This is a genomic window from Ottowia thiooxydans DSM 14619 (assembly GCF_000422885.1).
GTDB lineage: Bacteria > Pseudomonadota > Gammaproteobacteria > Burkholderiales > Burkholderiaceae_C > Ottowia > Ottowia thiooxydans.
In genome coordinates this window covers 329,994-351,154 of record NZ_KE383943.1, presented here as the reverse complement: position 1 = coordinate 351,154, position 21,161 = coordinate 329,994, and the positions used below count along the sequence as shown (strand labels likewise).

General features: G+C 59.0%; 19 protein-coding genes. 11 read left to right on the top strand and 8 right to left on the bottom strand.

The window, feature by feature from the left end:
* Positions 1–35: 35 nt before the first annotated feature.
* On the top strand, positions 36–857 hold the full coding sequence (locus tag G518_RS37780) for a UDP-2,3-diacylglucosamine diphosphatase (protein WP_245598209.1): 822 nt from the start codon (positions 36–38) through the stop codon (positions 855–857).
* Positions 851–1,687 (top strand): M90 family metallopeptidase, encoded by an 837-nt coding sequence (locus G518_RS0130840; protein WP_028605761.1) that lies wholly within the window; start codon positions 851–853, stop codon positions 1,685–1,687. The genes G518_RS37780 and G518_RS0130840 overlap by 7 nt, the downstream gene beginning before the upstream one ends.
* A gap of 19 nt (positions 1,688–1,706) precedes the next feature.
* Here G518_RS0130840 and G518_RS0130835 read toward each other — a convergent pair whose 3' ends face one another.
* Positions 1,707–2,615 carry an aspartyl/asparaginyl beta-hydroxylase domain-containing protein gene (locus G518_RS0130835; RefSeq protein WP_036596629.1) on the bottom strand — a complete coding sequence of 303 codons (909 nt, stop codon included), beginning with the start codon at positions 2,613–2,615 and terminating at the stop codon, positions 1,707–1,709.
* Between the two features lie 122 nt (positions 2,616–2,737).
* Entirely contained in the window at positions 2,738–3,247 is a 510-nt protein-coding gene (locus tag G518_RS0130830; RefSeq protein ID WP_028605759.1) for a hypothetical protein, read from the bottom strand.
* Between the two features lie 133 nt (positions 3,248–3,380).
* Here G518_RS0130830 and G518_RS0130825 point away from each other — a divergent pair, with 133 nt between their 5' ends.
* Positions 3,381–6,170 carry a C45 family autoproteolytic acyltransferase/hydrolase gene (locus tag G518_RS0130825; RefSeq protein WP_028605758.1) on the top strand — a complete coding sequence of 930 codons (2,790 nt, stop codon included), beginning with the start codon at positions 3,381–3,383 and terminating at the stop codon, positions 6,168–6,170.
* A gap of 79 nt (positions 6,171–6,249) precedes the next feature.
* Here G518_RS0130825 and G518_RS0130820 read toward each other — a convergent pair whose 3' ends face one another.
* The 3 genes from G518_RS0130820 to G518_RS0130810 are packed head-to-tail and all read right to left on the bottom strand — an operon-like array spanning position 6,250 to position 8,229.
* Entirely contained in the window at positions 6,250–6,903 is a 654-nt protein-coding gene (locus G518_RS0130820) for a DsbA family oxidoreductase (RefSeq protein ID WP_028605757.1), read from the bottom strand.
* Positions 6,904–6,907: 4 nt separating this feature from the next.
* A complete protein-coding gene (locus tag G518_RS0130815) occupies positions 6,908–7,792 on the bottom strand; it encodes an alpha/beta fold hydrolase (protein WP_028605756.1) in 885 nt (294 codons plus the stop codon).
* An 8-nt stretch (positions 7,793–7,800) separates the two neighbouring features.
* Positions 7,801–8,229, bottom strand: coding sequence for an RNA-binding S4 domain-containing protein (locus G518_RS0130810; protein ID WP_036596760.1), 429 nt, complete (start codon positions 8,227–8,229; stop codon positions 7,801–7,803).
* 190 nt (positions 8,230–8,419) lie between these two features.
* Between G518_RS0130810 and G518_RS0130805 the strand changes: the two genes are divergently transcribed.
* The 3 genes from G518_RS0130805 to G518_RS0130795 all read left to right on the top strand — a co-directional run bounded on the left by G518_RS0130805 (position 8,420) and on the right by G518_RS0130795 (position 11,764).
* On the top strand, positions 8,420–9,382 hold the full coding sequence (locus tag G518_RS0130805; RefSeq protein WP_028605754.1) for a Bug family tripartite tricarboxylate transporter substrate binding protein: 963 nt from the start codon (positions 8,420–8,422) through the stop codon (positions 9,380–9,382).
* A gap of 315 nt (positions 9,383–9,697) precedes the next feature.
* Positions 9,698–10,258 (top strand): tripartite tricarboxylate transporter TctB family protein, encoded by a 561-nt coding sequence (locus G518_RS0130800; protein WP_084652405.1) that lies wholly within the window; start codon positions 9,698–9,700, stop codon positions 10,256–10,258.
* A gap of 12 nt (positions 10,259–10,270) precedes the next feature.
* Positions 10,271–11,764, top strand: a complete 1,494-nt coding sequence (locus tag G518_RS0130795; RefSeq protein WP_028605752.1) for a tripartite tricarboxylate transporter permease — start codon at positions 10,271–10,273, stop codon at positions 11,762–11,764.
* Between the two features lie 111 nt (positions 11,765–11,875).
* Here G518_RS0130795 and G518_RS0130790 read toward each other — a convergent pair whose 3' ends face one another.
* Positions 11,876–12,808: a LysR family transcriptional regulator gene (locus tag G518_RS0130790; RefSeq protein ID WP_028605751.1), complete on the bottom strand. Its 933-nt coding sequence runs from the start codon at positions 12,806–12,808 to the stop codon at positions 11,876–11,878.
* A 118-nt stretch (positions 12,809–12,926) separates the two neighbouring features.
* Here G518_RS0130790 and G518_RS0130785 point away from each other — a divergent pair, with 118 nt between their 5' ends.
* The gene (locus G518_RS0130785; RefSeq protein WP_028605750.1) at positions 12,927–13,982 is read left to right on the top strand and encodes a zinc-dependent alcohol dehydrogenase family protein; all 1,056 of its coding nucleotides are present in this window, start codon (positions 12,927–12,929) and stop codon (positions 13,980–13,982) included.
* Positions 13,983–14,204: 222 nt separating this feature from the next.
* Here G518_RS0130785 and G518_RS0130780 read toward each other — a convergent pair whose 3' ends face one another.
* The gene (locus tag G518_RS0130780; RefSeq protein WP_084652404.1) at positions 14,205–15,605 is read right to left on the bottom strand and encodes an MATE family efflux transporter; all 1,401 of its coding nucleotides are present in this window, start codon (positions 15,603–15,605) and stop codon (positions 14,205–14,207) included.
* On the bottom strand, positions 15,602–16,210 hold the full coding sequence (locus G518_RS0130775) for a DUF2239 family protein (protein ID WP_051237585.1): 609 nt from the start codon (positions 16,208–16,210) through the stop codon (positions 15,602–15,604). The genes G518_RS0130780 and G518_RS0130775 overlap by 4 nt, the downstream gene beginning before the upstream one ends.
* Positions 16,211–16,574: 364 nt before the next feature.
* Here G518_RS0130775 and G518_RS0130765 point away from each other — a divergent pair, with 364 nt between their 5' ends.
* The 4 genes from G518_RS0130765 (at position 16,575) to G518_RS0130750 (ending at position 21,142) form a co-directional block, all read left to right on the top strand.
* Positions 16,575–18,059, top strand: a complete 1,485-nt coding sequence (locus tag G518_RS0130765; protein ID WP_028605747.1) for a sigma-54 interaction domain-containing protein — start codon at positions 16,575–16,577, stop codon at positions 18,057–18,059.
* A gap of 183 nt (positions 18,060–18,242) precedes the next feature.
* Positions 18,243–19,442, top strand: a complete 1,200-nt coding sequence (locus tag G518_RS0130760; protein WP_028605746.1) for a substrate-binding domain-containing protein — start codon at positions 18,243–18,245, stop codon at positions 19,440–19,442.
* Positions 19,443–19,634: 192 nt separating this feature from the next.
* On the top strand, positions 19,635–20,420 hold the full coding sequence (locus G518_RS0130755; protein WP_028605745.1) for an ABC transporter ATP-binding protein: 786 nt from the start codon (positions 19,635–19,637) through the stop codon (positions 20,418–20,420).
* On the top strand, positions 20,417–21,142 hold the full coding sequence (locus G518_RS0130750; protein ID WP_028605744.1) for an ABC transporter ATP-binding protein: 726 nt from the start codon (positions 20,417–20,419) through the stop codon (positions 21,140–21,142). Before G518_RS0130755 ends, G518_RS0130750 begins: the two co-directional genes overlap by 4 nt.
* Positions 21,143–21,161 lie beyond the last annotated feature (19 nt).

The following is a 21,161-nucleotide window of genomic DNA, read 5'->3' as shown; positions in this document are numbered from 1 at the left end:
GCCTTTCAAGAATTTTGGAGACCGCAGCTTTTGAGTTGACTGCCCCGCCCCAGTGGCGGGCGCTGGATTTTCTCTCTGATCTGCATCTGCAGGCCACTGAGCCCGCCACCGTGGCGGCCTTTGCTCAGTACCTGCGCCATACGCCGGCCGACGGCGTTTTCATACTCGGCGATCTGTTCGAAGTATGGGTAGGTGATGATGCCGCCGAGCCTGGCAGCTTTGAAGCGCACTGCGGTGAACTTCTACGAGAAGCGGCCTCTCGGTGCGCGGTCTTTTTTATTCGCGGCAACCGCGATTTCCTGGTGGGCTCGCGGTTTCTAAATGCCAGCGGAGCGCGTGACCTACCCGACCCCACGGTTCTCAACTTCGCCGGGCAGCGCTGGCTGCTCTCGCATGGAGACGCACTTTGCCTGGACGATGTGGACTACCAGCGCTTTAGAAGCCAGGTTCGCAACCCGGCTTGGCAACAAGCGTTTCTGTCGCGCTCATTGCCTGAACGCCAGGCTATGGCCCGCGGCATGCGCGAGGCCAGCACCGCTCGCCAAAGCGAAGTAAGCGAATACGCAGACGTGGATGCCAACGCCGCCAAAGCCTGGCTTGGCTCCGCGAATGCCACCACCATGATCCACGGGCATACCCATCGCCCCGCGGAGCACTCTCTAGGTGCTGACCACCAGGGTCGCCAGTTGCGGCGCGTGGTACTTTCCGACTGGCATCTGGACGACCCGAGCCCTCGTGCGGATGTGCTGCGCCTGGATGCCAGCGGCCTGTACCGCTTGCCTCTTGAGGAGCTTGGTGAGGCCCGTGCAAAGGCGGATGAAGCCCTACCGAACGAGCCTCAGCCAGGTTCATGCTGAGCCTGGTGCGCCGCCTCTCTCGCTGGGCCCGGGGCATAGGCGCTCCACCCTCTGTGCCCGATGCGCTCTGGCTCACCACCCTGGCCCACTATCCGTTTTTACCTCAGGCCTATGAGCCTGAAAACGCGCGGCTGCGCCTGCTGGCCGCCCACTTCCTGGACCAAAAGGAATTCACCGGCGCCCATGGCCTCGTAGTCACAGATGCCATGGCCCTCGCCATCGCCGCACAGGCCTGCCTTCCGCTGCTGCGCCTGGGGCCACCAAACCGGCCGGAAGCTGCCCTCGCCTGGTATGACGACTTTGTAGGTATCGTCATTCAGCCTGATGAAGTGATGGCCCGGCGTGAGGTGATGGACGAAGCCGGAGTCGTACACCATTACGAGGAGGTCATCACCGGGGAAGCGATGGACCACGGGCCCGTAATGCTCAGTTGGCCCGCAGTGCAAGAAGCAGGCAACACTGACGGACTGGGGCTCAGCGTGGTGATCCACGAATTCATTCACAAAATGGATATGAAGGGCGGCGAGGCCGACGGCTGCCCTCCTCTACCCCCCGGATTTATGGGCACCCATAGCGCGCGCTCGGCGCGTGCAGCCTGGTTCAGCGTGCTGGAGCCAGCATTTCTCGCCCTGCGAGACCAAGTCAGCTTGGCTGAGCGCTTTGGCCAGCCCATGCCTTGGCTTGATGCTTATGGCGCCACTTCGATTGAGGAGTTTTTCCCCGTAGCCTGCGAGGCGTACTTCGTGCAACGCGCACGCTTTACCGAGGAGTGGCCGGCCTTGACGCGGCTTTTCGATGCGCTTTTCCACCCGCGAGAGCAACTAGCTTAATCGCAGAGCGCAGAGCGCATTACCACCACACGAACAAGGCAACGACCCCCACCAGCAACCCGACCTTGGTCAGCTTGTAAACGGTAGGGTTCCAGGCTTTGAACGCTCGGCGAGCTTTCCCGGCATAGAACGAAATGCGGAACAGCTTACTGATCACACCGGTTGGATCGCCCTCGCTGTTGGGAGAACTGGCGGCAGCCACCACGTTGCGACCGAACCAGTGGTTCAGCCATTGCGCAAAGCGGAACGTCATAGGCCGCTCCACATCGCAAAACAGCACGATTCGGTTCTGGCCGCTCTGATTTTCCGCGTAGTGGATATAGGTTTCGTCAAACACAACGCCTTCGCCTTCGTGCCAGACGTATCTCTCGCCATCAACGTCAATAAAGCAACGCTCATCGCCCGGCGCCACCAAACCGAGGTGATAGCGCAGTGACCCCGCATACGGATCCCGGTGCTTACCGAGTTTGGCACCATGCGGCAGTTCTGCAAACATAGCGGCCTTGATACTGGGCAGGCCCGCTAAAAGCGCGGTGGTGCGTGGGCACAGCTCAGTGGCGGATGGATGGGCTTGCCCGTACCACTTGAGGTAAAAGCGCTTCCAGCCGGTCTTGAAGAACGAGTTGAAGCCAGCGTCATCCATATTGGCGGCCGCCCGGATGCGTTGCGCTTCTGCCAGCGCCAAGGCCTCTTCGCGGATTTCCTGCCAATGTGCCTGAAGCACCGCAAGTTCAGGAAAGCGTTCGGGCGGCAGATAGGGCTGGCGGGGTACGCCAGAAAAAGCCAACATGAACACGTTGATAGGTGCCATGAAGGTCGAATGATCGAATACCTGGCGCGACGCCTTCAACCGAACCCGGCCGCGAAAATGCATGACGGCCGCGCTGGCTGCAAACAGCAGCACGATTAGAAAAATGATGGTTTTCATGAGCCCCTATTGTCACGCGATTAGCTTAATTTTGCCGTTTCACCGACTTTAACGTGGGGAAGCCAGGCCAAAAGCGGCCGAAGAAGGTGTTTGTGGAGGCTACAAGCCCCACCATCTGGCATTCATAAACTATCGGCAGAGTCCTCGCCCTGCAGTTGGCCAGCAATACGACCGCGCCATTGCTCACCCTCCTCTCGCCGTTCAAAGCTGCCCAGATGCATGGGGCGTTCACCACGCACGCCAAGGCGGATGACGAAGTACGGGCCGTCCTCCGAGCTGCGCTCTTGCAAAGTGGGAGGCTCGACTTGTGAGTAAGCAACGAAAGCCAGGCGCGTCATAAGCGGAAAGCGGGAGTTTCGCGTCAAACGGCGCCTGGGCGTGTCAAAGTGCAATCGTAGGCACCGGCCCAAAGCGATGGTCAAAAACAACAGCCCCACAAGACCGGGGAACACCACGCATAGAGCGACCAGCACTAATTGCCACCAAGGCAGCCCCAGGTGGGCATGGAGCAGAAACGGCACCGGTATCAACAACATGGCCAGCCCGATCACTCCCGCAAACAACCGCAACGGGGTACTGATGTGCTCCGCATATCGAAGGCCTTCAGGCGAATCTATGAAACCATGTGACATAACTTCATTTTTTGACCAAACGATGGCGGTTTTGTGACAAAACCAAGATGAGTGCCAAGAAAAACGGATACCCGTTCAGATAAGCTTTTCGCAACCCTCGCTCTTTGCACCCATTTTCAGCCTTCTTGAACTGATGCCCTCTCTCTCATTTATTTCTTGGGTCGCCCTCGGCCAAGGCTTGATGACTGCCTTGCTATTCACTGCGGCCACTCTGTGGCCTGTGGTTCCGGCGCTGGGCGCTGAAATAGCGGCAACCCAAGCTAGTATTGACCCGAGGACCGTGCAGCGTTGGCGGACAGGCCTGCACGAAGGATGGCGCTATCCGCAGGCCGGATGGACCGTGGTGCATATTGAAGGGGAACCTCATGAACGAGGTTTGCAGCACGGTCATCTGATGGCGGCGGAGATTTCTGCGTATATCCACGCTCTTTCCGAATACTGGAGCCCGCGTGCGCCCGCTGCCGCCTGGGCGCAAAACCGCAAGGTCGCGCGGCAGCTTTTCTACCGGGGTTTCTCGCAAGAGCAAATGCAAGAGATGAGGGGCATCGCCGAAGGCGCCTCAGCTGAAGGAGCCAGGGTGGCCGGGCGGCGACTCGATGTGCTGGACATCATTACGCTGAATGCATCCAATGAAATTGACTCTGTGAGCGACGCGCTCGCCGTAACGCCCCATGCGCCCAAACTGAAAGTAGCGACCCAAAACACGGCCATTCCATTTCTGCGGGTGACTCGAACGAAGAAAAGGCCACCGCAACGCTGCAATGCTTTTCTGGCGAACGGCCCTGCCACATCGGATGGCCAGATCGTTTTCGGGCATATCACCATGTATGACCTGTATCCCGGCAGTTTTTACAACGTCTGGATGGAAATCAAGCCAAGCACAGGCTACCGCTTCGTCATGCAAACAACACCGGGCGGAATCCACAGCAGCATGGACTATTCGATCAATGAAGCCGGCATGCTGCTCGCGGAGACCACGCTCGACCAAGGTCCCATGGTGCCGGGCGGCACTTCACTTGCCGCACGCATACGCCAGGCGCAGCAGTACGCCGACAGCATCGATAGCGCCACCGAAATGCTCACTCAAGGCGATAACGGCCTTTGCTCCACTGAGTGGTTAATGGGCGATCTAAAACGCAATGAGATCGCGTTATTGACGCTCGGTGCCGGCCGCAGCAGCCTGCATCGAAGCAGCCGCCAGGAATGGTTCGAGGGCGCCGAAGGCTTCTACTGGAGCGACAACAACACCAAGGACCAAGCCACTCGTCTGCGGGCCACGGCTCACCCTGATGGGCGGCCCTCTGCCGCTGCTGTTTACACGCCTTCCAAGCGAGATGCGGTTTGGCTACAAAAATATAAGGAACACAAGGGCCGAATCAACCTTGAGTTCGCACGTGAGGCGCTGACAACGCCCGAGATCGTATCGGCCTACGGTATCGATGCCAAATTCACCGACGCAGGCCTGGCCTCCAAACTGCAGACCTGGGCGTCGTTTGGCCCTCCGGTGGGCCAGCTTTGGCTGCCAACCCCGAAGGAAGTCCGTGACCATAGCGCCATCCGTCCGCTGATCCACAACCCGTGGACATTGCTCGATTTGCAGGCCCCGCCGGTAAAGCCTCTGGTGACTGCGCATGACCGTCCATCTGCGAAGCCAAAACCTGGTGTGGAAGCCCCCGACGCGGCAAAAAATCCGCAGCTCGCACCAGCCCCCAGGCCTGTTTGGCAAGGTACGCTCCTGCCCGCCAGCGATGCGGATATCTGGTTGAGCACGGCATTCGCCAAATTTGAGCGAATCTTGGCTGACACACCGCGCGAAGAAGCTGAAAAATTTGGCGTGGAGTTGTCTTACTACCGCGCGCTCCATGGCCTTGGAGCGCGCGCTGGGCTAGACACCCCGCTGGCCGCCACGCGCTCCGGCATGAGCAATACGGCGTGGTATCAGGTGGCTACTGGCAAGGGCGTACTATTTTTCAATGCCTTGCGAGAGATTGTGGGTGCACCGGCCTTCGATGCCGCCATGCGGGACTTCGGTCAGCAGCACAACGGCCTGCCGGTCTCCACACAAGCCTTTCAATCTTTCCTGCAGACTCGTACGAGCCATCCACTGGCGCCGCTGTTCGCCTGGTGGACTACCCAGCCGGGATTGCCTGAGTTGGTGCTCACCGGTGCAGAATCACGATGGACAGGCCAAGCTTGGGAAACCGTGGTCTCCCTGGATACTCATCAACTCGGCCCTGCGCTCTCGGTACCAGTCACCGTGGAGACGGTCAGCGGCAGCACGACACGCAGCGCAGTATTCCAGGCGGCGAACGCTCAAATTCAAATCGTGACCAGCGAACGCCCGCTCAAGATTGTGGTGGACAAGCATGGCACCACCTCACGTGGCAACGGCTCGCCCTTCACTGTGCTGACGCTGGGCAGTGAGTTGGAAAGAACCCTCATCGTCTACGGTACTCAAGATGAGGAAGCCGGCAACCAGGAAGCCGCCCGGTTGCTACAAACGGCGCTCCGCCGACGCGAGCACAACGTCAAGCCTGCCATCCGAGCCGACCGCGATTTGACTGAAGAGGAGCTTCGCAACCATCACATGCTGCTGATCGGGCGCCCTGCAACCAATGCCATCAGTCAGCGCCTGACTGCACAGTGGCCCATGGACTTTGGAATTCGATCATTCCAGATACGCGATGAACTCTACGCTCACCCCGAAAGCGCACTCCTGGTTGCGGGCGATAACCCCCTTAACAAGCGCTTTTCGGTGGTGCTGGTGGCAGGGCTGAGCAGCCTGGGGACCTACCAGGCCGCCGGCCGCTTTGGGGATGAGACCTTATCGTACGCACCGGTATTGATTTTGCCGTTTGACCGTGAAATCAAAGAGCGTGTGCTGACGCCGCCTGAGTTGACCAGGGTACCGGCATTTCCTTGATGGACACCAGAGCTCAGCTGCATCTGGGCCGCTTGCAGCCCAGGTGCAGGTGCAGGTGCAGGTGCAGGTGCAGGGGCGTTTAGGCCTCAGCAGCAAGCTGCCGCAGAGCACGCTCGAAAACCTCAGGGGGCTGGCCACCAGAGATAAGGTGCTTATCGTTGATGATCACCGCCGGGACGGAGGAAATGCCAGCTTGCTGATAGAAGCGCTCTGCCGCACGAACCTCCGCAGCGTACTCATCGCTAGCGAGAATTTCCTTCGCACGCGTGACATCCAGGCCGGCCGCTTGCACGGTAGCCAACAGCACTTCGTCTTGCTCCACCGCCTCGCTTCTACCGTGGTAGGCCTCCAGCAGCGCTCGCTTGAGCGCAAGCTGGCGTGCTGGCCCCTGCAAACCAGCCCAGTGCAACAGTCGATGCGCATTGAAGGTGTTGTAGATACGGCTGCGACCTTCTGGATTGAAAGCAAATCCCACGGCTGCTCCCCGTTCACGAATGGCTTGGCGGTTGCGCTCGAATTGTTCGGGGGTGCCGCCGTATTTGCGCGTCAGGTGCTCGGTGACGTCCTCTCCTCCCGGGGGCATATCGGGATTGAGTTCGAATGGCTGGAAATGCAGCGTAGCCTCCACCGCATCGCCGCTATTGGCCAACGCCTGCTGAAGAGAACCCAGCCCCACCGCGCACCACGGGCAGGCCACATCGGAGACAAAATCAATCTTTATGGGTTTAGACATAGATTCAAACTTTCTCGTTTAATGAGCGCAGCAAGGTTTCATCGAAAACTTCGCTGGCCTCGAACTGCACCCAGTGGCCTGCACCCTCTATCAGAGTGAGGCCACGAAAATCCGGGGCGCTGGCCGCCAAGGCAGCGTCAAGCTCCGGAAGATATTTGCTATACAGAACGTCATGCGCACCATAAATGGCATAGACAGGGCACGACACCTTCGGCAGACTGCGCGCCAGGATGTCTGTGGAAGATAAACGGCGCCTGGGCAAACGGTCTCGTACCACGTTCGCGATATGCACTTCCAGAGCCAGACCGTCAATCAGATCGTGGTCATGCAGCATCAATACACCCAGGTTGTGGCGATGTATGTCCGCTTGCTCCTGCGGCGTTTTGAGATGGCGCCAGGCCTTCAGCTCAAATTGCCGCCCCGGCACCACGCCCATGGCTGGGGCACCCACCAGCACGAAGCGCCTCGCCAACTCAGGGTGGGCCGCCAGTAGCAAGCCTGCAGTCATGCCTCCAAAGGAAAATCCCACCAGATCCACGGCCTCGCCGGGCACCAACTGACGCAGTCCGGCGGCGAGCGGCTCCACCATGGCATCTGCATCAGAGCCGTTCGGCGGCGGAAGAGAATCCCCAAAGCCAGGCAGATCGACCGCCAACACCCAGCGCCCGGCATCAATCAGCGCCAATATGTTCTTCACCCAGTGCGTCCACGAGCCGCTGCCCCCATGAAACAGCACCAGCGGCGGCACGCCCTCACGCCGCACTCCCCACGCATGCCAGACGATTTCACCTTCGCCACAGGGCGTGACCATACGGCGACCCTGGGCTAAACGTGCGCGCTCTTGCAAGGAAAGCATGACAGGGACTTCGAGCTCGATGACTTCAGACATGGGGGGTTTCAAGGTTCATCGTCCATCGAGGCCGACCAGCGATCGCCCCAACCACGTTGTTGATCCAATGCACGCCGGTCACGCTTGGTGGGTCGGCCCTGCTCGATAGTATTGGCTGGTTCGGGAGCTAGCCTGCGTGCGGAGGCATTTTCCGCACGAGCGGCCGAACTGGCGACGGTCTCCTCATAAAGCAGCTGTGCAATGGGTGCGGGCCCGCGCATGGCGCTTAAGGCTTGGACTATCACCGTCAGCTCATCCGCGCCCCGGCGAAAGCGAACGGTGTCGCCCGCCTTGACTTCCCGCGCAGGCTTGGCTACCAGGCCATTGATCTCCACACGGCCATTGTCCAGTTGCTCCACGGCCAGCGCGCGCGTTTTGTAAAAACGCGCGGCCCAGAGCCATTTATCAATGCGTTGCTTAGTGAGAATTTCCGCCATCAGGATAGATGCTACCGCGATGTGAAGTGGCGCGCTTGCAAGCAAACCGCTTACGCCCCCCATAAATAAGGAAAACATTCATCTACATCTCGCGGGTTTCCCCCTATCAGCATGTCCTTCAGAACAGGGGCTGGTTGGAGGATGATCACGGGTGGATAAATCATCTTGTTGTTGTAGGAGGCCAATCCCCATGCGTCGTGATACTTTTCTCAAATCCTTGGCTGCCCTTGCCGCCGCAGGTGCCCTGCCACTTCCGGCAATGGCTGCACCCAATCTCAAACTGCTGATCCCTGCCAACCCTGGTGGCGGCTGGGATACCACTGGCCGTGCGCTTGGCAGGGCCATCCTGGACTCAAAGCAAGCCGATACCGTCACATACGACAACAAAGGCGGCGCTGCTGGCGCCTTGGGCTTGGCCCAATTCCTGAGTGGTTCCAAAGGTGACCCCAATTCGCTGATGGTGATGGGCGCCGTGATGCTGGGCGGGTTGATTACCTCGAAATCTCCGCTGAACCTGATGCAGTGCACGCCCATCGCACGCCTGACGACTGAGTACAACGTGTTCGTGCTGCCATCCAATTCGCCATTCAAGACCATGGCTGATGTGGTGGCGCAGCTCAAGAAAGACCCCGGAAGCGTCAAATGGGGTGGTGGCTCGCGTGGATCCACGGAGCATATTGCGGCAGCCATGATTGCTCAGAAGGTCGGCGTTGATCCTTCCAAGATCAACTACGTGGCGTTCCGGGGAGGCGGTGAAGCGACGGCGGCCATTCTGGGCGGTAACGTCACTGTGGGTGGATCCGGTTATAGCGAGTTCGCGGAATACATCCAAACTGGCAAGATGAAACCGATCGCGGTGACTTCGGCTCAGCGCCTGTCCAGCGTCAATGTTCCTACGCTCAAAGAGCAGGGAATCGACGTAGAGCTAGGCAATTGGCGTGGCGTCTTTGCGGCCCCCGGCATTACGCCTGCCCAGCGCAAAACATTGACTGATCTCGTCGTAGCCACGACCAAATCAGCGTCGTGGGCCGAATCGCTCAAGAAGAACGACTGGACATCGGCGGTTCTCACTGGCGATACTTTTGGCAAGTTCGTCGATGACGACTTTGCCTCGCTGCGCGCCGTCATGGCCAAATCGGGCATGACCACGTAATGTCTTGAGCCGGAAGTCCGCTGTCAAGCAAGCTCGTCAAGACCGGCGCCATGTGGCCCTGATGCTTGGCAAACTTGTTTAGCGGACTTTTGGATCCCGACCTTACAAGTCGCGTGCGATGAAATACATCGAAAGCGAGAGACGTTCCAGCGCGGACATTTTCTGCTGCTCTGCTTGTGGACTTGTTGATGAGTGACAGGTCATAAAGGCTACGGAAATGGCCCGTCTTCGAACGCTCGGACCTTTGGGGTTTCATGCCTCCTCTCCCTTGGTTCTGCAGTTTATTTCTAAATACTCATAAAAAGCGCCGTCACCATGACCAGCCCGCTGCCAAACATCATTCCCGAACTGCGTCCAGACCATCCACCTCCCGCGCGACCCGGCCGGACCACACTACTCTGGGAGACCGTGCTGGGGGCCGTCGTCATGCTGATAGGCATTGGACTAGGCGTGGGCGCCATCAGCATTTCCTCCGAGGCTGGCTACGGCGGCGTGGGCTCCAACTTCCTGCCGTGGGTGGTTGCCATTGCGCTGCTGGTGTGCGGCGGCTTCATGGTGTGGGAGTCGCGCACCGGCGGATTTCGCTCCATGGAAGAAGCGCCCGATCAAGCCGCGCCAGACTGGGGGGGCTTTGTGTGGGTCTCAGCCGGATTGCTTTTGAACGCCGCGCTGATCACTACCTTGGGCTTCATTCTGAGTTGCGCGCTGTGCTACGTGCTGGCCGTGCAAGGCCTGCGCCGCGCCTATGGCCAGAAAGGCAACACCTGGGTGGTGGACATCATCACTGGATTGGCGATAGCCGCGCCGGTGTATTGGATGTTCACCAAGTTCTTGGCCATCAATCTCCCGGGCCTCACAGGCACCGGCTGGCTCTGAGGAAGACCCGCCATGGATACGCTTAATCAATTGATGCAAGGCTTCGGCACGGCGTTTACGCTTGTGAACTTGCTGTGGGCGCTATTTGGGTGCGCGCTGGGCACAGCGGTAGGCGTGCTGCCGGGCATAGGCCCTGCCACCACGGTGGCCATGCTGCTACCTATTACCGCGAAGGTGGACATCACCGCCTCGATGATCTTCTTCGCGGGCATCTACTACGGCGCCATGTATGGTGGCTCCACAACCTCCATTTTGCTCAACACGCCCGGCGAGACCGCCAGCATGGTGACCGCGATGGAAGGCAACAAAATGGCCAAGAACGGCCGTGCCGGCTCAGCGCTTGCCACAGCAGCCATAGGCTCATTTGTGGCAGGCACGATCGCCACGATCGTGGTCACCTTGTTCGCCCCTGTGGTGGCTGAATACGCTGTTCGGCTCGGCCCACCAGAGTATTTCCTGTTGATGGTGCTGGCCTTTACCACCGTGAGTGCGGTCCTCGGAAAAAGCACAGTGCGTGGCCTCACTGCTCTGTTCATCGGCCTGGCAGTGGGCTTGGTAGGCATGGATCAGATCAGCGGCCAGCCAAGATACACGGGCGGTGTTCCTGAGTTGCTGGACGGCATAGAAATCGTGCTTGTCGCGGTGGGCCTTTTCGCTGTCGCCGAAGTGCTGCACGCGGTGCTGTTCGAAGGCAAGGTGGTTGAATCTCAGAATCGCTTCAGCAAAGTGCACATGACCGCGCGCGACTGGAAGCGCTCCATCCCCGCGTGGTTGCGCGGCACGGCGATCGGAACGCCTTTCGGCTGCATTCCAGCCGGTGGTACAGAGATTCCCACTTTCCTGAGCTACGCCACGGAAAAGAAGCTGGCCAAAGGCGAAGACAAAGCTGAGTTTGGAACCAAGGGTGCTATTGAAGGCGTGGCCGGCCCTGAAGCCGCTAACAACGCCACGGTGACTGCGGCGCTGATTCCGTTGCTGACCTTGGGCATTCCCACCAGCAACACCACAGCCATCTTGCTTGGCGCGTTCCAGAACTACGGCATCCAGCCAGGCCCGCAGCTTTTCACCAGTTCTGCCGGTTTGGTGTGGGCGCTGATCGCCTCCCTCTACATCGGCAACGTCATGCTGCTGGTGCTGAACCTGCCTTTGGTGGGCCTCTGGGTCAAGTTGCTGAAAATCCCAAAACCGCAGCTTTACGCGGGTATCCTGATTTTCGCCACCGTGGGTGCCTATGGCATGCGCCAGAGCGCCTTCGATGTCTTCTTGCTCTATGCGATTGGTGTGATTGGCGTAGTGATGCGGCGCTTTGACTTCCCGACAGCGCCTGTGGTAGTCGGCATGATCCTTGGGCCGCTCGCCGAAGCGCAAATGCGCAATGCGCTTTCGATTGGCGAAGGCAAATGGACCGTCTTCGTAGAGCGGCCTCTGTCGATCTTCCTGCTGATCGTTATTGCCTCGATCCTGATCCTGCCACGGCTGCTGAAGCGGCGCGCGGCGAAGGCTTGAGAATGGCCCCCGCTAGCCCGCTTGGCGAGGCAGGCGGGGCCTGAAAGAGGGCCTTCTGGTCCTTGACTGTCGCGCTTGGACGGTGGAGGCCTGAAATTTCTAGCGGTCAATTCAGGCCAGATCTTTTTCCCAGGGCGCGGCAGGGCTAAACGCCAGTACGAGCTCATCGACCACCGCCCTGATTTTGGGCGCAAGATCCCGCGTAACCGGCCAAAGTACGTGAATCGGTGAGCCTTCAACCCCTTGAGGGGAAAGAGCCGTTTGAAGCGTGCCGGCCCTCAATTCATCCGCCACAAGCCATGTAGGGAACTGCCCAATGCCCAGGCCGTCCAGCACCGCGGCGCGCAACGCATCACCATCGCTGATAGTGTGACGCCCTTTGATCTTGACGCTCACGGAACACCCTTCGCTATCCGGCAGCTTCCAGGGAAACACGTATCCACCTTGTCCAAAGGTGATGCAGTCATGATCCAGAAGATCACCAATGGATGCTGGGCAACCGTTTTGCGCAAAGTAGGCGGGCGAGCCGCAGACGACTGACCTTTGGAGCCCGAGGTTGCGCGCAGAAAGAAACGCACTGTTGCCCGGATCACCCAGACGCACCACCAAGTCAATATTCTCTTCCAGCAGATCCACCGCTCGATCCGAAAATGACACGTCCAGCTCGAGCTTCGAATGTTGCCGGACAAGTTTGCTCAGCACAGGCATCACCCATCGTCTTCCGAAGGTCACAGGCAAACTAATCCGCAGGACTCCCGATACCTCCCTACGGCGTGAGGCAGCGCGCGACTCTGCATAGTCCAGCTCGGCGAGCACACGCAGGCAGCTTTGATAAAAATCAGCCCCCTCTTCAGTAAGCGCGAGCCGCCGGGTGGTTCGATCAAGCAGGCGCACGCCCAATCGCTCCTCAAGTGTCGCCACGCTCTTTCCTACCGCTGACTTGGAAAGGCCAATCCTCAGGGCAGCCGCGGTGAAGCTGCCAGCCTCAACGGCCTGTACAAACACGGTGATGCCTTGGAGATGGGATGCACTGTAGGTCGTCATGGTGGAGATTATTGAAGAATTTTAGTGGTCAGTTTATTAAAAAATTATCGCAACCTACGCAAATTAATCGCCAATAAACTGAAAACCTTGATATTTCGAAGAGCAAGGAATTCAGAATATGACGATCAAATCCATGCAGGTCTGGCAATTGCCGACCTTCGGGCTGGAAAACCTGGAACTTGTGGAACGACCTGTGCCGCGCCCTGCCGCCCACGAAGTGCTGATCAAAGTGGCGGCGGTTTCGTTGAATTACAGGGACAAACTCGTAGTTAACGGCGAACTGCTGCCGGAACCACCTCCAATGCCTTTCGTCCCGATTTCCGACATGGCCGGAGAAGTGATTGAACTAGGCTCACAAACCACTCGCTTCAAGGTCGGCGACCGCGTGATGGGAAACTTCTGGACGCAGTGGCTTGATGGTGAGCCCCCCAGGGCGATACGCGAGCATGGTTTGTCACTGGGGGGGCCTCTTCCCGGCATGCTGGCCGAGTATGTCGTGCTTTCGGAAGAGGTGGCTGTCACTGCCCCCTCGTCCCTATCGGACGAAGAAGCCTCCACCTTACCCGTTGCGGCCCTCACCGCCTGGTTCGCCTTGGTAGAAGCTGGACGGCTGCGTCAGGGACAAACGGTGCTGGTCCAAGGTACTGGAGGCGTATCGCTATTCGGCCTGCAGATTGCGAAAGCGCTGGGCGCGCGCGTGATCGTGACCTCACGAAGCGATGACAAACTGGCTCGTGCAAAAGCGCTGGGTGCATGGGCCGGCATCAACACCACCTACGCTCCGGCTTGGGCGCAAGCAGTGCTAGAACTGACTGGTGGCGAAGGCGTCGACCAAGTGCTGGAATTGGTGGGTGGGGATAACCTGCGACACTCGGTTGAAGCACTGGCTGGCTCAGGGCATATCTCGCAGATCGGTTTCATGGACGATACGGAGATCCGTATGCCAGCTATTCCTCTTCAGCTTCGGTGCGCCACCCTGCGGGGTATTTCTGTGGGACACCGGCGTGCATTCGAGGAGATGAACCAGGTCATTGATCGGCACGGCATCCAGCCGGTGATCGACAAGGTGTTTTCGTTCACCGACGCTCCTGAAGCCTTTACACACCTCGAATCAGGGCCATTCGGTAAGCTGGTCATCAAGGTGGGCGAAGAAGAGACCCGGATCGTCGGTTGAAGCCCCTCATCCGGGCACCTGAACGTGACGGATGGCCATCGCCGTGGAATCACCTCATGCTCCCTGCCTTTCAAAGACTGTCGTAGAGGCAGGGCGTGCCAACCAAAAACTGATTGGCACGCGGGAAATCGGCCCAGGGACACGTCTAACTTGCAGGTGGCCCCCTGCAAATGAACCGCAGTGGTCCATTTTCGCTTTCGGCGCTCCAAGTTGGACAGGAACCTAGACGAGGCGAGTCACCTTCTTGTGCCGCCACACCAGCAGATAAAAAGCGCTTTGCAAAACCAGCATGGTCACAAAGACCACCGGATAAGCCATCCAAACGCCCTCCAGCCCGTAACGCGCACTAAGTAGATTCGCCGCTGGCAACTGCACCAGCAAAATGCACCCCACTGCGATAGCTACCGGCACCACCACCGTGCCACTGGCACGCATGATTCCGGCAATCACCGCCTGCATACCGAAGACGAGACTGCTCCAGAGCATGATGCGCAGAAGATGCGTCGCCATCTCGAGCACGGGTTTGTCCGTGAGGAAGAAGCCGAGCACCCAATGCGCGAGCGCATAACCCAGCAGCACGAGCCCGCCCGTTACCGCCAGATTCATCCACAGGCCGGTACGCACGATCCTGCCCAATAACTCTGGGCGCCCAGCGCCAATAGCCTGCGCCCCCAGAATCGACGCGGTGATCGCAATGGAAAGCGCCGGGAACTGCACATAATTGACCACTTGATTGACTGCGCCATAAGCTGCAGTAGCCGAAGAACCGTACTGGTTGACCAGGCTCAAAATAGCCAGCTCAGCAGCGGAAATCGTCACCATCTGCACACCCGTGGGCACACCAATGCGCAGCACTGCTTTGAGCAACGCTGGGTCGATGCGTAGCGCGCGCAGCAACTCCGCATCAGGCGCGAGCGCATGCCGGCGCCGGAGCAAATACACGCATAGAAAACTCAGCGAGACCACGAACGACACCAGACCGGCCACCGCTGCACTCACCACGCCCAATTGAGGCAACCCACCCCAGCCTCGGATCAATGCTGGCGTCAGCAGCAACCCCACGCCAGTGGACAGCAGCAGCGCATACAGCGGCGTAACCGTGTCACCCACCCCGCGCAATAGTTGCGTGTAGAGAATAAACACGAGCAGCAAAGGCATGCTGATCATCAACACCCGCGCATAGGCAACGGCATCTCCGAGCACCTCGACCGGAGTACCCAGAGCGGCTAGCGCGGGACGTGTAAATATGCTGCCCAGCACAGCGCCCACCAAGCCGATCAAGGCCCCCAAGGCCAAAGCCGTGCCGGCGATCGCTTTCACCTTTTCAACTTGGCGCGCGCCCCATGCCTGACCGATCAGTACCGATGCGCCAGCTCCGATGCCAATCACCAGCGCTATGAAAAAGAACACCACCGGGAACATGCCAGCGACCGCGGCCAAGGCCTGGGTACCCAGCATCTGCCCGATGTAGATGCCGTTGATGCTGCCCGAAAGAGATTGCAGTATGTTGGCCACCACCATGGGCCCCAGGAAGGCCAGGTAAGTGCGCCACAGCGGGCGTCCAGAAGAAAGCGAACGCGAGGATCCAGCGCCAGCGCTTTGGGGTTTTTGAGGAGCGTTCATGAGCGGGCCTCGCTCTTGAAAGCGTCTTGAGCCAAGGATGTCAGATGCGCTCGTACATCTGGCGGCCAGGAGTCAATGCGGGCTGAAAATCCCAACTCATCATGCGCGAAAAGAGCACGCGCGGCTTCTTCAAATCCAGCTTCATGTCCCGCTATCGCGCTCATGAACCGGTAAGCCCGCTCCGTGGCTGCTCGCTGCGCGTCCCGCTCCGCATGCGTACGCCGTGCCTCTTCCACCAACCTGCGAAGTGCAGCCGAAGCACCGCCCGGTTGAGCCGAAAGCCATTGCCAGTGACGTGGCAATAACGTGACCTCGCGCGCCACCACACCAAGCCGGGGACGGCCAACCGCCGGAGCGGCGGCGGCCGATGAAGGCGCGGTTGGTAAGGCATTCACATCCAGCTTAGCCAGTTGTTCCGGCCCGGGGGGTGCGTCCACGAGCTCGCCAGTGAGATCGTTGAATACGAGGATTGGCGCGTCAGCGGCGTTCGGTGCAGACAGCGCTTGCGCTACATCCGCAAGTGAACCCTGCGCTAAACGGCGGCTACCAAGAAAGGCGGTGTATGAACGCTCGACCTGCGGCGTTTCTGAATCTATATTCGTCATAGGGCGCATTGTACCCGGGTTTATTAATTTAACCCGGGTAGTAAAGAAAATTGCTGAAGGGCGCCTCGAATGCTGGGGGTACGATGCCAAAATTGATTCTCTCCAGGAGCCCTTTCATGTCACCTGCATTCAAGATTTACGTGGACTCGCAAGGTGCCAGGAAGGCGCGAAGCGCAGGTCCAGGAGCCTGCGCAGCAAAAGGATCGTCGGCTGGATCGCGTGAAAAACCAGTCTATCGCGGTACTGCCTGCTGCCCCCACAGCCCCGTTATGGGTTTGCCGGTATCACGGCGCTGCCCTCATTTTTCGCTCGTCTCGCTTCAACGCCTTCTGTCGGGCGGACCCCCAGGGCGGACACTTCGCTAATGCAAGCATTGACTGACCCCACAGACTCAAGCCTGCCGCGCGATGTGGCCAGCATCCTGGAGCTGGCGGCCCGATCCATGTTCGATCTGTTTGCAGGTGCCAGCGAGGGCATGATTTTGGTTGACCGCAGTGCGCGTGTGGTCTGGATCAATGACCAATACCGTCGCTTTCTACCGGCTCTGGGTTTTGCGAGTGAGGAGGAGTTCATTGGTAGCCCAGTCTCCAGCGTGGTGCAGAACACGCAGATGGACCAAGTGCTCAGCACCGGGCGACCCATTTTGATCGACCTGCTCACCAACCGAGCGGGCACCTTCGTGGTGAGCCGCATTCCTCTGCGCGACGACGCAGGCGAAGTCATTGGGGTGTTGGGTATCGTCCTGTTCGATCAACCCACCACCAACCTGCAACCGCTGATCGCGAAGTTCGCGCGACTGCAGCAAGACCTGGATGACGCGCGCCGCGAGCTGGCTGCACAAAGGGGCGCAGGTCCACGTGCGGAAAGGCAATCGCGCTATACATTTGCAAGCTTCATTGGCGCCAGCCCGGCTGCGGTGGAAGTCAAGCGGCAGGCACGGCGCGCAGCGCAATCGCGCAGCCCGGTCTTGTTGCTGGGCGAAACCGGCACCGGCAAGGAGTTGCTGGCCCATGCCATTCACGCGGCGTCTTCGCGTGCGCAAGGGCCGTTAGTCAGCATCAACATCGCAGCGGTGCCGGATACCTTGCTAGAGGCTGAGTTTTTCGGCGTGGCCGCCGGGGCATACACGGGCGCTGAACGCAAGGGGCGTATTGGCAAATTCAAACTGGCAGACGGCGGCACGCTGTTTCTGGACGAAATAGGGGACATGCCTCTCAGCTTGCAAGCCAAGCTTCTGCGGGCGCTACAAGAAGGCGAAATAGAGCCCCTGGGCAGCAACCAACTGATTCCTTTTGACGCCAGGTTGATTGCTGCCACCAGCCGCGATCTCTCCGCATTGGTGGCGGCAGGGACCTTCAGGGAAGATCTGTATTACAGGTTGAACGTGCTTCCGATCAGGGTGCCCCCGCTGCGCGAGCGGCGCAGCGACATCCCGGCCTTGGTTGAAGCACTGGGCGAAGACATGGGGCACCGTGGCACAGCACCGCCTGAATTGACCGAGAGCGCCCTGGCCCTGCTGGCAGCACAAGCGTGGCGCGGCAACATTCGTGAACTGCGCAATGTGCTGGAACAAGCCGCTCTACGCAATGATTCAGACCAGATTGATGCAGGCTTGATGGAAGCGGTGCTGCGTGATTCAGGCTTGTCATACGTTCAGCCCGCCCTACTCCCGTCCCCCCCGACACCCGACGCTGGCGCGCTGCTGCGGCCTTTGTCAGAACAGGTGAAAGAACTGGAGCAACGCGCCATAGGTGCAGCCATGAAATCCACAGGCGGAAACAAGCTGGCCACCGCCCGCCTTCTCGGCATTTCCAGAGCAAAACTGTACGAACGCCTTGATCAAAACTAGGGACAACCCTGAATAAAATTCAGACAATTGTCTTTATATCAGACACTAATTTTGTCTTAAAAACAGACAAACCAAGAAAAATAAAATTGAGATTGAAAAAATAACTATACAAATCAATCACTTAATTTTTGGCACGCCTTATGCGTTAACGCTAGCAGAATATTTTTTCCAGGAGACATTCTCATGAAGCGCCGCAATCTCATCTCCCTCGCCGTGGTGGCCTCTTTGACAGCCGCCGCGGCTGCACCCGCCCTCGCACAATCGGGCACGATCAAGATCGCCCACGTTTACAGCAAGACCGGCCCACTGGAGGCCTATGGCAAGCAAACGCAGGCCGGTCTGATGATGGGACTGGAATACGCCACCGGCGGCACCATGACGGTGAACGGTAAAAAGATCACCGTGCTTGAGAAGGACGACCAGGGCAAGCCCGATTTGGGCAAGAGCCTGCTGGCCGCAGCCTATGCAGATGACAAGGTAGATTTGGCCGTCGGCCCTACTTCTTCAGGCGTGGCATTGGCCATGCTGCCAGTGGCAGAGGAATACAAAAAAATCCTGCTGGTTGAGCCTGCCGTGGCAGATTCGATTACCGGCGACAAATGGAATAAGTACATCTTCCGCACTGGCCGCAACTCCAGCCAGGACGCCATCAGCAATGCGGTAGCCATGGACAAGGACGGTGTCTCGGTAGCCACTCTGGCCCAGGACTATGCATTTGGACGCGACGGTGTAAAAGCATTCAAGGACAACCTGAAGCACGCCAAGATCACCCACGAAGAGTACCTTCCACAGAACACTACTGATTTCACAGCCGGCATCCAGCGCGTAGTCGATGCGCTCAAAAGCAAACCAGGCCGCAAAGCCATTGAAGTGATCTGGGCCGGCGGTGTGCCTCCATTCAATGCCCTCGCAGCGCAAGATCTCAAGAAGCGCTACGACATCGATGTTTTCACTGGCGGCAACATCCTGCCGGCCATGGCGGCCTACAAGAACTTCCCTGGCATGGAAGGGGCGACCTACTACTACTTCGGCATCCCGAAGAACCCGGTCAACGACGCCATGGTGGCCGCGCACTACAAAGCCTACAAGACACCGCCTGACTTCTTCACTGCCGGCGGCTTCTCGGCAGCGATGGCACTGGTCACTGCGCTGAAGAAAACCGGTGGCGACACCAATACGAACAAGCTCATCAGCACCATGGAAGGCATGAGCTTCGACACGCCCAAGGGCAAAATGACTTTCCGCAAGGAAGATCATCAAGCCATGCAGAGCATGTACCACTTCAAGATCAAGAACGACCCAGCGTTCACCTGGGGCGTGCCGGAGCTGGTGCGCGAGATCAAGCCTGAAGAGATGAACGTTCCAATCAGGAACAAGCGCTGAGCGCCAAACGCCGCCCGCCTTCTCCTGCGCGCAGGAGAGGGCTAGGTGACGGCATAGGGCGAGGCCAGACCTCCAACTGATTTTCTCCGTGAGGCGCTGCACGCCCTCACCTGACACAGGCACTCCTGCAGACGGGAGAGGGACTACCCATGCCCACTACATCCAACGTTCAACGCTGAATCCATTTTCCGCATGCTTGAAACCCGAGACCTCACCATCCGCTTCGGCGGCCACGTGGCCGTCAATGCGGTCACGTGCCGCTTCGAGCCAGGTACGCTCACCGCCATCGTTGGCCCCAACGGTGCCGGCAAGACCACGTATTTCAACCTGATCTCAGGCCAGCTCAAGGCCAGTGCAGGCAGCGTGTACTTGGGAGGGCAAGAGCTTTCCGGCTTGTCGCCCTCTGCTCGCACCAAGGCCGGCCTTGGCCGCGCGTTTCAGCTCACCAACCTGTTCCCCAATCTCAGCGTGCTGGAAAACGTACGCTTGGCGGTGCAAGCGGTGCAGAACGTGGGCCTGAACCTCTTTCGCATCTGGAGCGACCACAGCGAGCTCACACAACGCGCCCTCGCGCTGCTTGAATCCGTGGCCATGGCTGACAAGCAGCATATGCCCGTGGCCAGCTTGCCGCATGGTGACCAGCGCAAGCTGGAGGTAGCACTCTTGATGGCGCTCGATCCGAAGGTCTACATGTTCGACGAGCCCACCGCCGGCATGAGCCATGACGAAGCGCCCGTGATCCTGAATCTGATCCGCGAGCTCAAGAAAGACCGAACCAAGATCATCTTGCTGGTGGAACACAAAATGGACGTCGTGCGCGAACTGGCCGACCGCATCATCGTATTGACCAATGGCACGCTCGTGGCAGATGGTGACCCGGCAGAGGTCATTGCCTCGCCTGTGGTGCAGGAGGCCTACCTGGGCGTGAGCAAGGAACAAGACAAGCCACAAGATGCGCCGCAAGGAGTGTCCGCATGAGCGACAACCTGATCACGCTAGAAGGCGTTCACACCCACATTGGCGCGTATCACATCTTGCACGGTGTTGATCTTGTCGTGCCACGTGGCCAACTCACGATGCTACTGGGCCGCAACGGCGCAGGCAAGACCACCACCTTGCGCACCATCATGGGCCTGTGGCAAGCCTCACAAGGTCGCATCACATTCGGCGGACAGGACATCTCCACGAAACAGACCCCACAAATCGCCCACCTGGGCATTGCCTATGTGCCAGAAAACATGGGCGTGTTTTCCGATCTCACAGTGAAAGAAAACATGCTGCTGGCCGCGCGTAGCGCCCGCAATGCCGAACAGATGGATCAGGAGCGCCTGCAGTGGATCTTCAAGCTCTTTCCAGCAGTGGAGAAGTTCTGGAACCACCCGGCCGGCAAACTCTCAGGCGGCCAAAAGCAGATGCTGGCAGTCAGCCGCGCCATCGTCGAGCCGCGCGAGTTGCTGATCGTCGATGAACCCAGCAAAGGCCTGGCGCCCAGCATCATCAACAACATGATTGAAGCTTTCCAGCAGCTCAAGCAAAGCGGCGTGACCATCTTGCTGGTGGAGCAAAACATCAACTTCGCCAAGCGCCTGGGTGACACCGTCGCGGTGATGGACAACGGCCGCGTGGTGCACGCGGGCAGCATGCAGGCCCTCGCTCAAGACGAAGCCTTACAGCAATCTTTACTAGGCCTCGCACTATGACCGAGCGCTCGCATTCATG

Bases quoted from the DNA above. Each gene is read 5' to 3' on its own strand.
- G518_RS0130840 (WP_028605761.1), top strand. From the start codon at position 851: ATGCTGAGCCTGGTGCGCCGCCTCTCTCGCTGGGCCCGGGGCATAGGC.
- G518_RS0130835 (WP_036596629.1), bottom strand. From the start codon at position 2,615: ATGAAAACCATCATTTTTCTAATCGTGCTGCTGTTTGCAGCCAGCGCG.
- G518_RS0130830 (WP_028605759.1), bottom strand. From the start codon at position 3,247: ATGTCACATGGTTTCATAGATTCGCCTGAAGGCCTTCGATATGCGGAG.
- G518_RS0130825 (WP_028605758.1), top strand. From the start codon at position 3,381: ATGCCCTCTCTCTCATTTATTTCTTGGGTCGCCCTCGGCCAAGGCTTG.
- G518_RS0130820 (WP_028605757.1), bottom strand. From the start codon at position 6,903: ATGTCTAAACCCATAAAGATTGATTTTGTCTCCGATGTGGCCTGCCCG.
- G518_RS0130815 (WP_028605756.1), bottom strand. From the start codon at position 7,792: ATGTCTGAAGTCATCGAGCTCGAAGTCCCTGTCATGCTTTCCTTGCAA.
- G518_RS0130810 (WP_036596760.1), bottom strand. From the start codon at position 8,229: ATGGCGGAAATTCTCACTAAGCAACGCATTGATAAATGGCTCTGGGCC.
- G518_RS0130805 (WP_028605754.1), top strand. From the start codon at position 8,420: ATGCGTCGTGATACTTTTCTCAAATCCTTGGCTGCCCTTGCCGCCGCA.
- G518_RS0130800 (WP_084652405.1), top strand. From the start codon at position 9,698: ATGACCAGCCCGCTGCCAAACATCATTCCCGAACTGCGTCCAGACCAT.
- G518_RS0130795 (WP_028605752.1), top strand. From the start codon at position 10,271: ATGGATACGCTTAATCAATTGATGCAAGGCTTCGGCACGGCGTTTACG.
- G518_RS0130790 (WP_028605751.1), bottom strand. From the start codon at position 12,808: ATGACGACCTACAGTGCATCCCATCTCCAAGGCATCACCGTGTTTGTA.
- G518_RS0130785 (WP_028605750.1), top strand. From the start codon at position 12,927: ATGACGATCAAATCCATGCAGGTCTGGCAATTGCCGACCTTCGGGCTG.
- G518_RS0130780 (WP_084652404.1), bottom strand. From the start codon at position 15,605: ATGAACGCTCCTCAAAAACCCCAAAGCGCTGGCGCTGGATCCTCGCGT.
- G518_RS0130775 (WP_051237585.1), bottom strand. From the start codon at position 16,210: ATGACGAATATAGATTCAGAAACGCCGCAGGTCGAGCGTTCATACACC.
- G518_RS0130765 (WP_028605747.1), top strand. From the start codon at position 16,575: ATGCAAGCATTGACTGACCCCACAGACTCAAGCCTGCCGCGCGATGTG.
- G518_RS0130760 (WP_028605746.1), top strand. From the start codon at position 18,243: ATGAAGCGCCGCAATCTCATCTCCCTCGCCGTGGTGGCCTCTTTGACA.
- G518_RS0130755 (WP_028605745.1), top strand. From the start codon at position 19,635: ATGCTTGAAACCCGAGACCTCACCATCCGCTTCGGCGGCCACGTGGCC.
- G518_RS0130750 (WP_028605744.1), top strand. From the start codon at position 20,417: ATGAGCGACAACCTGATCACGCTAGAAGGCGTTCACACCCACATTGGC.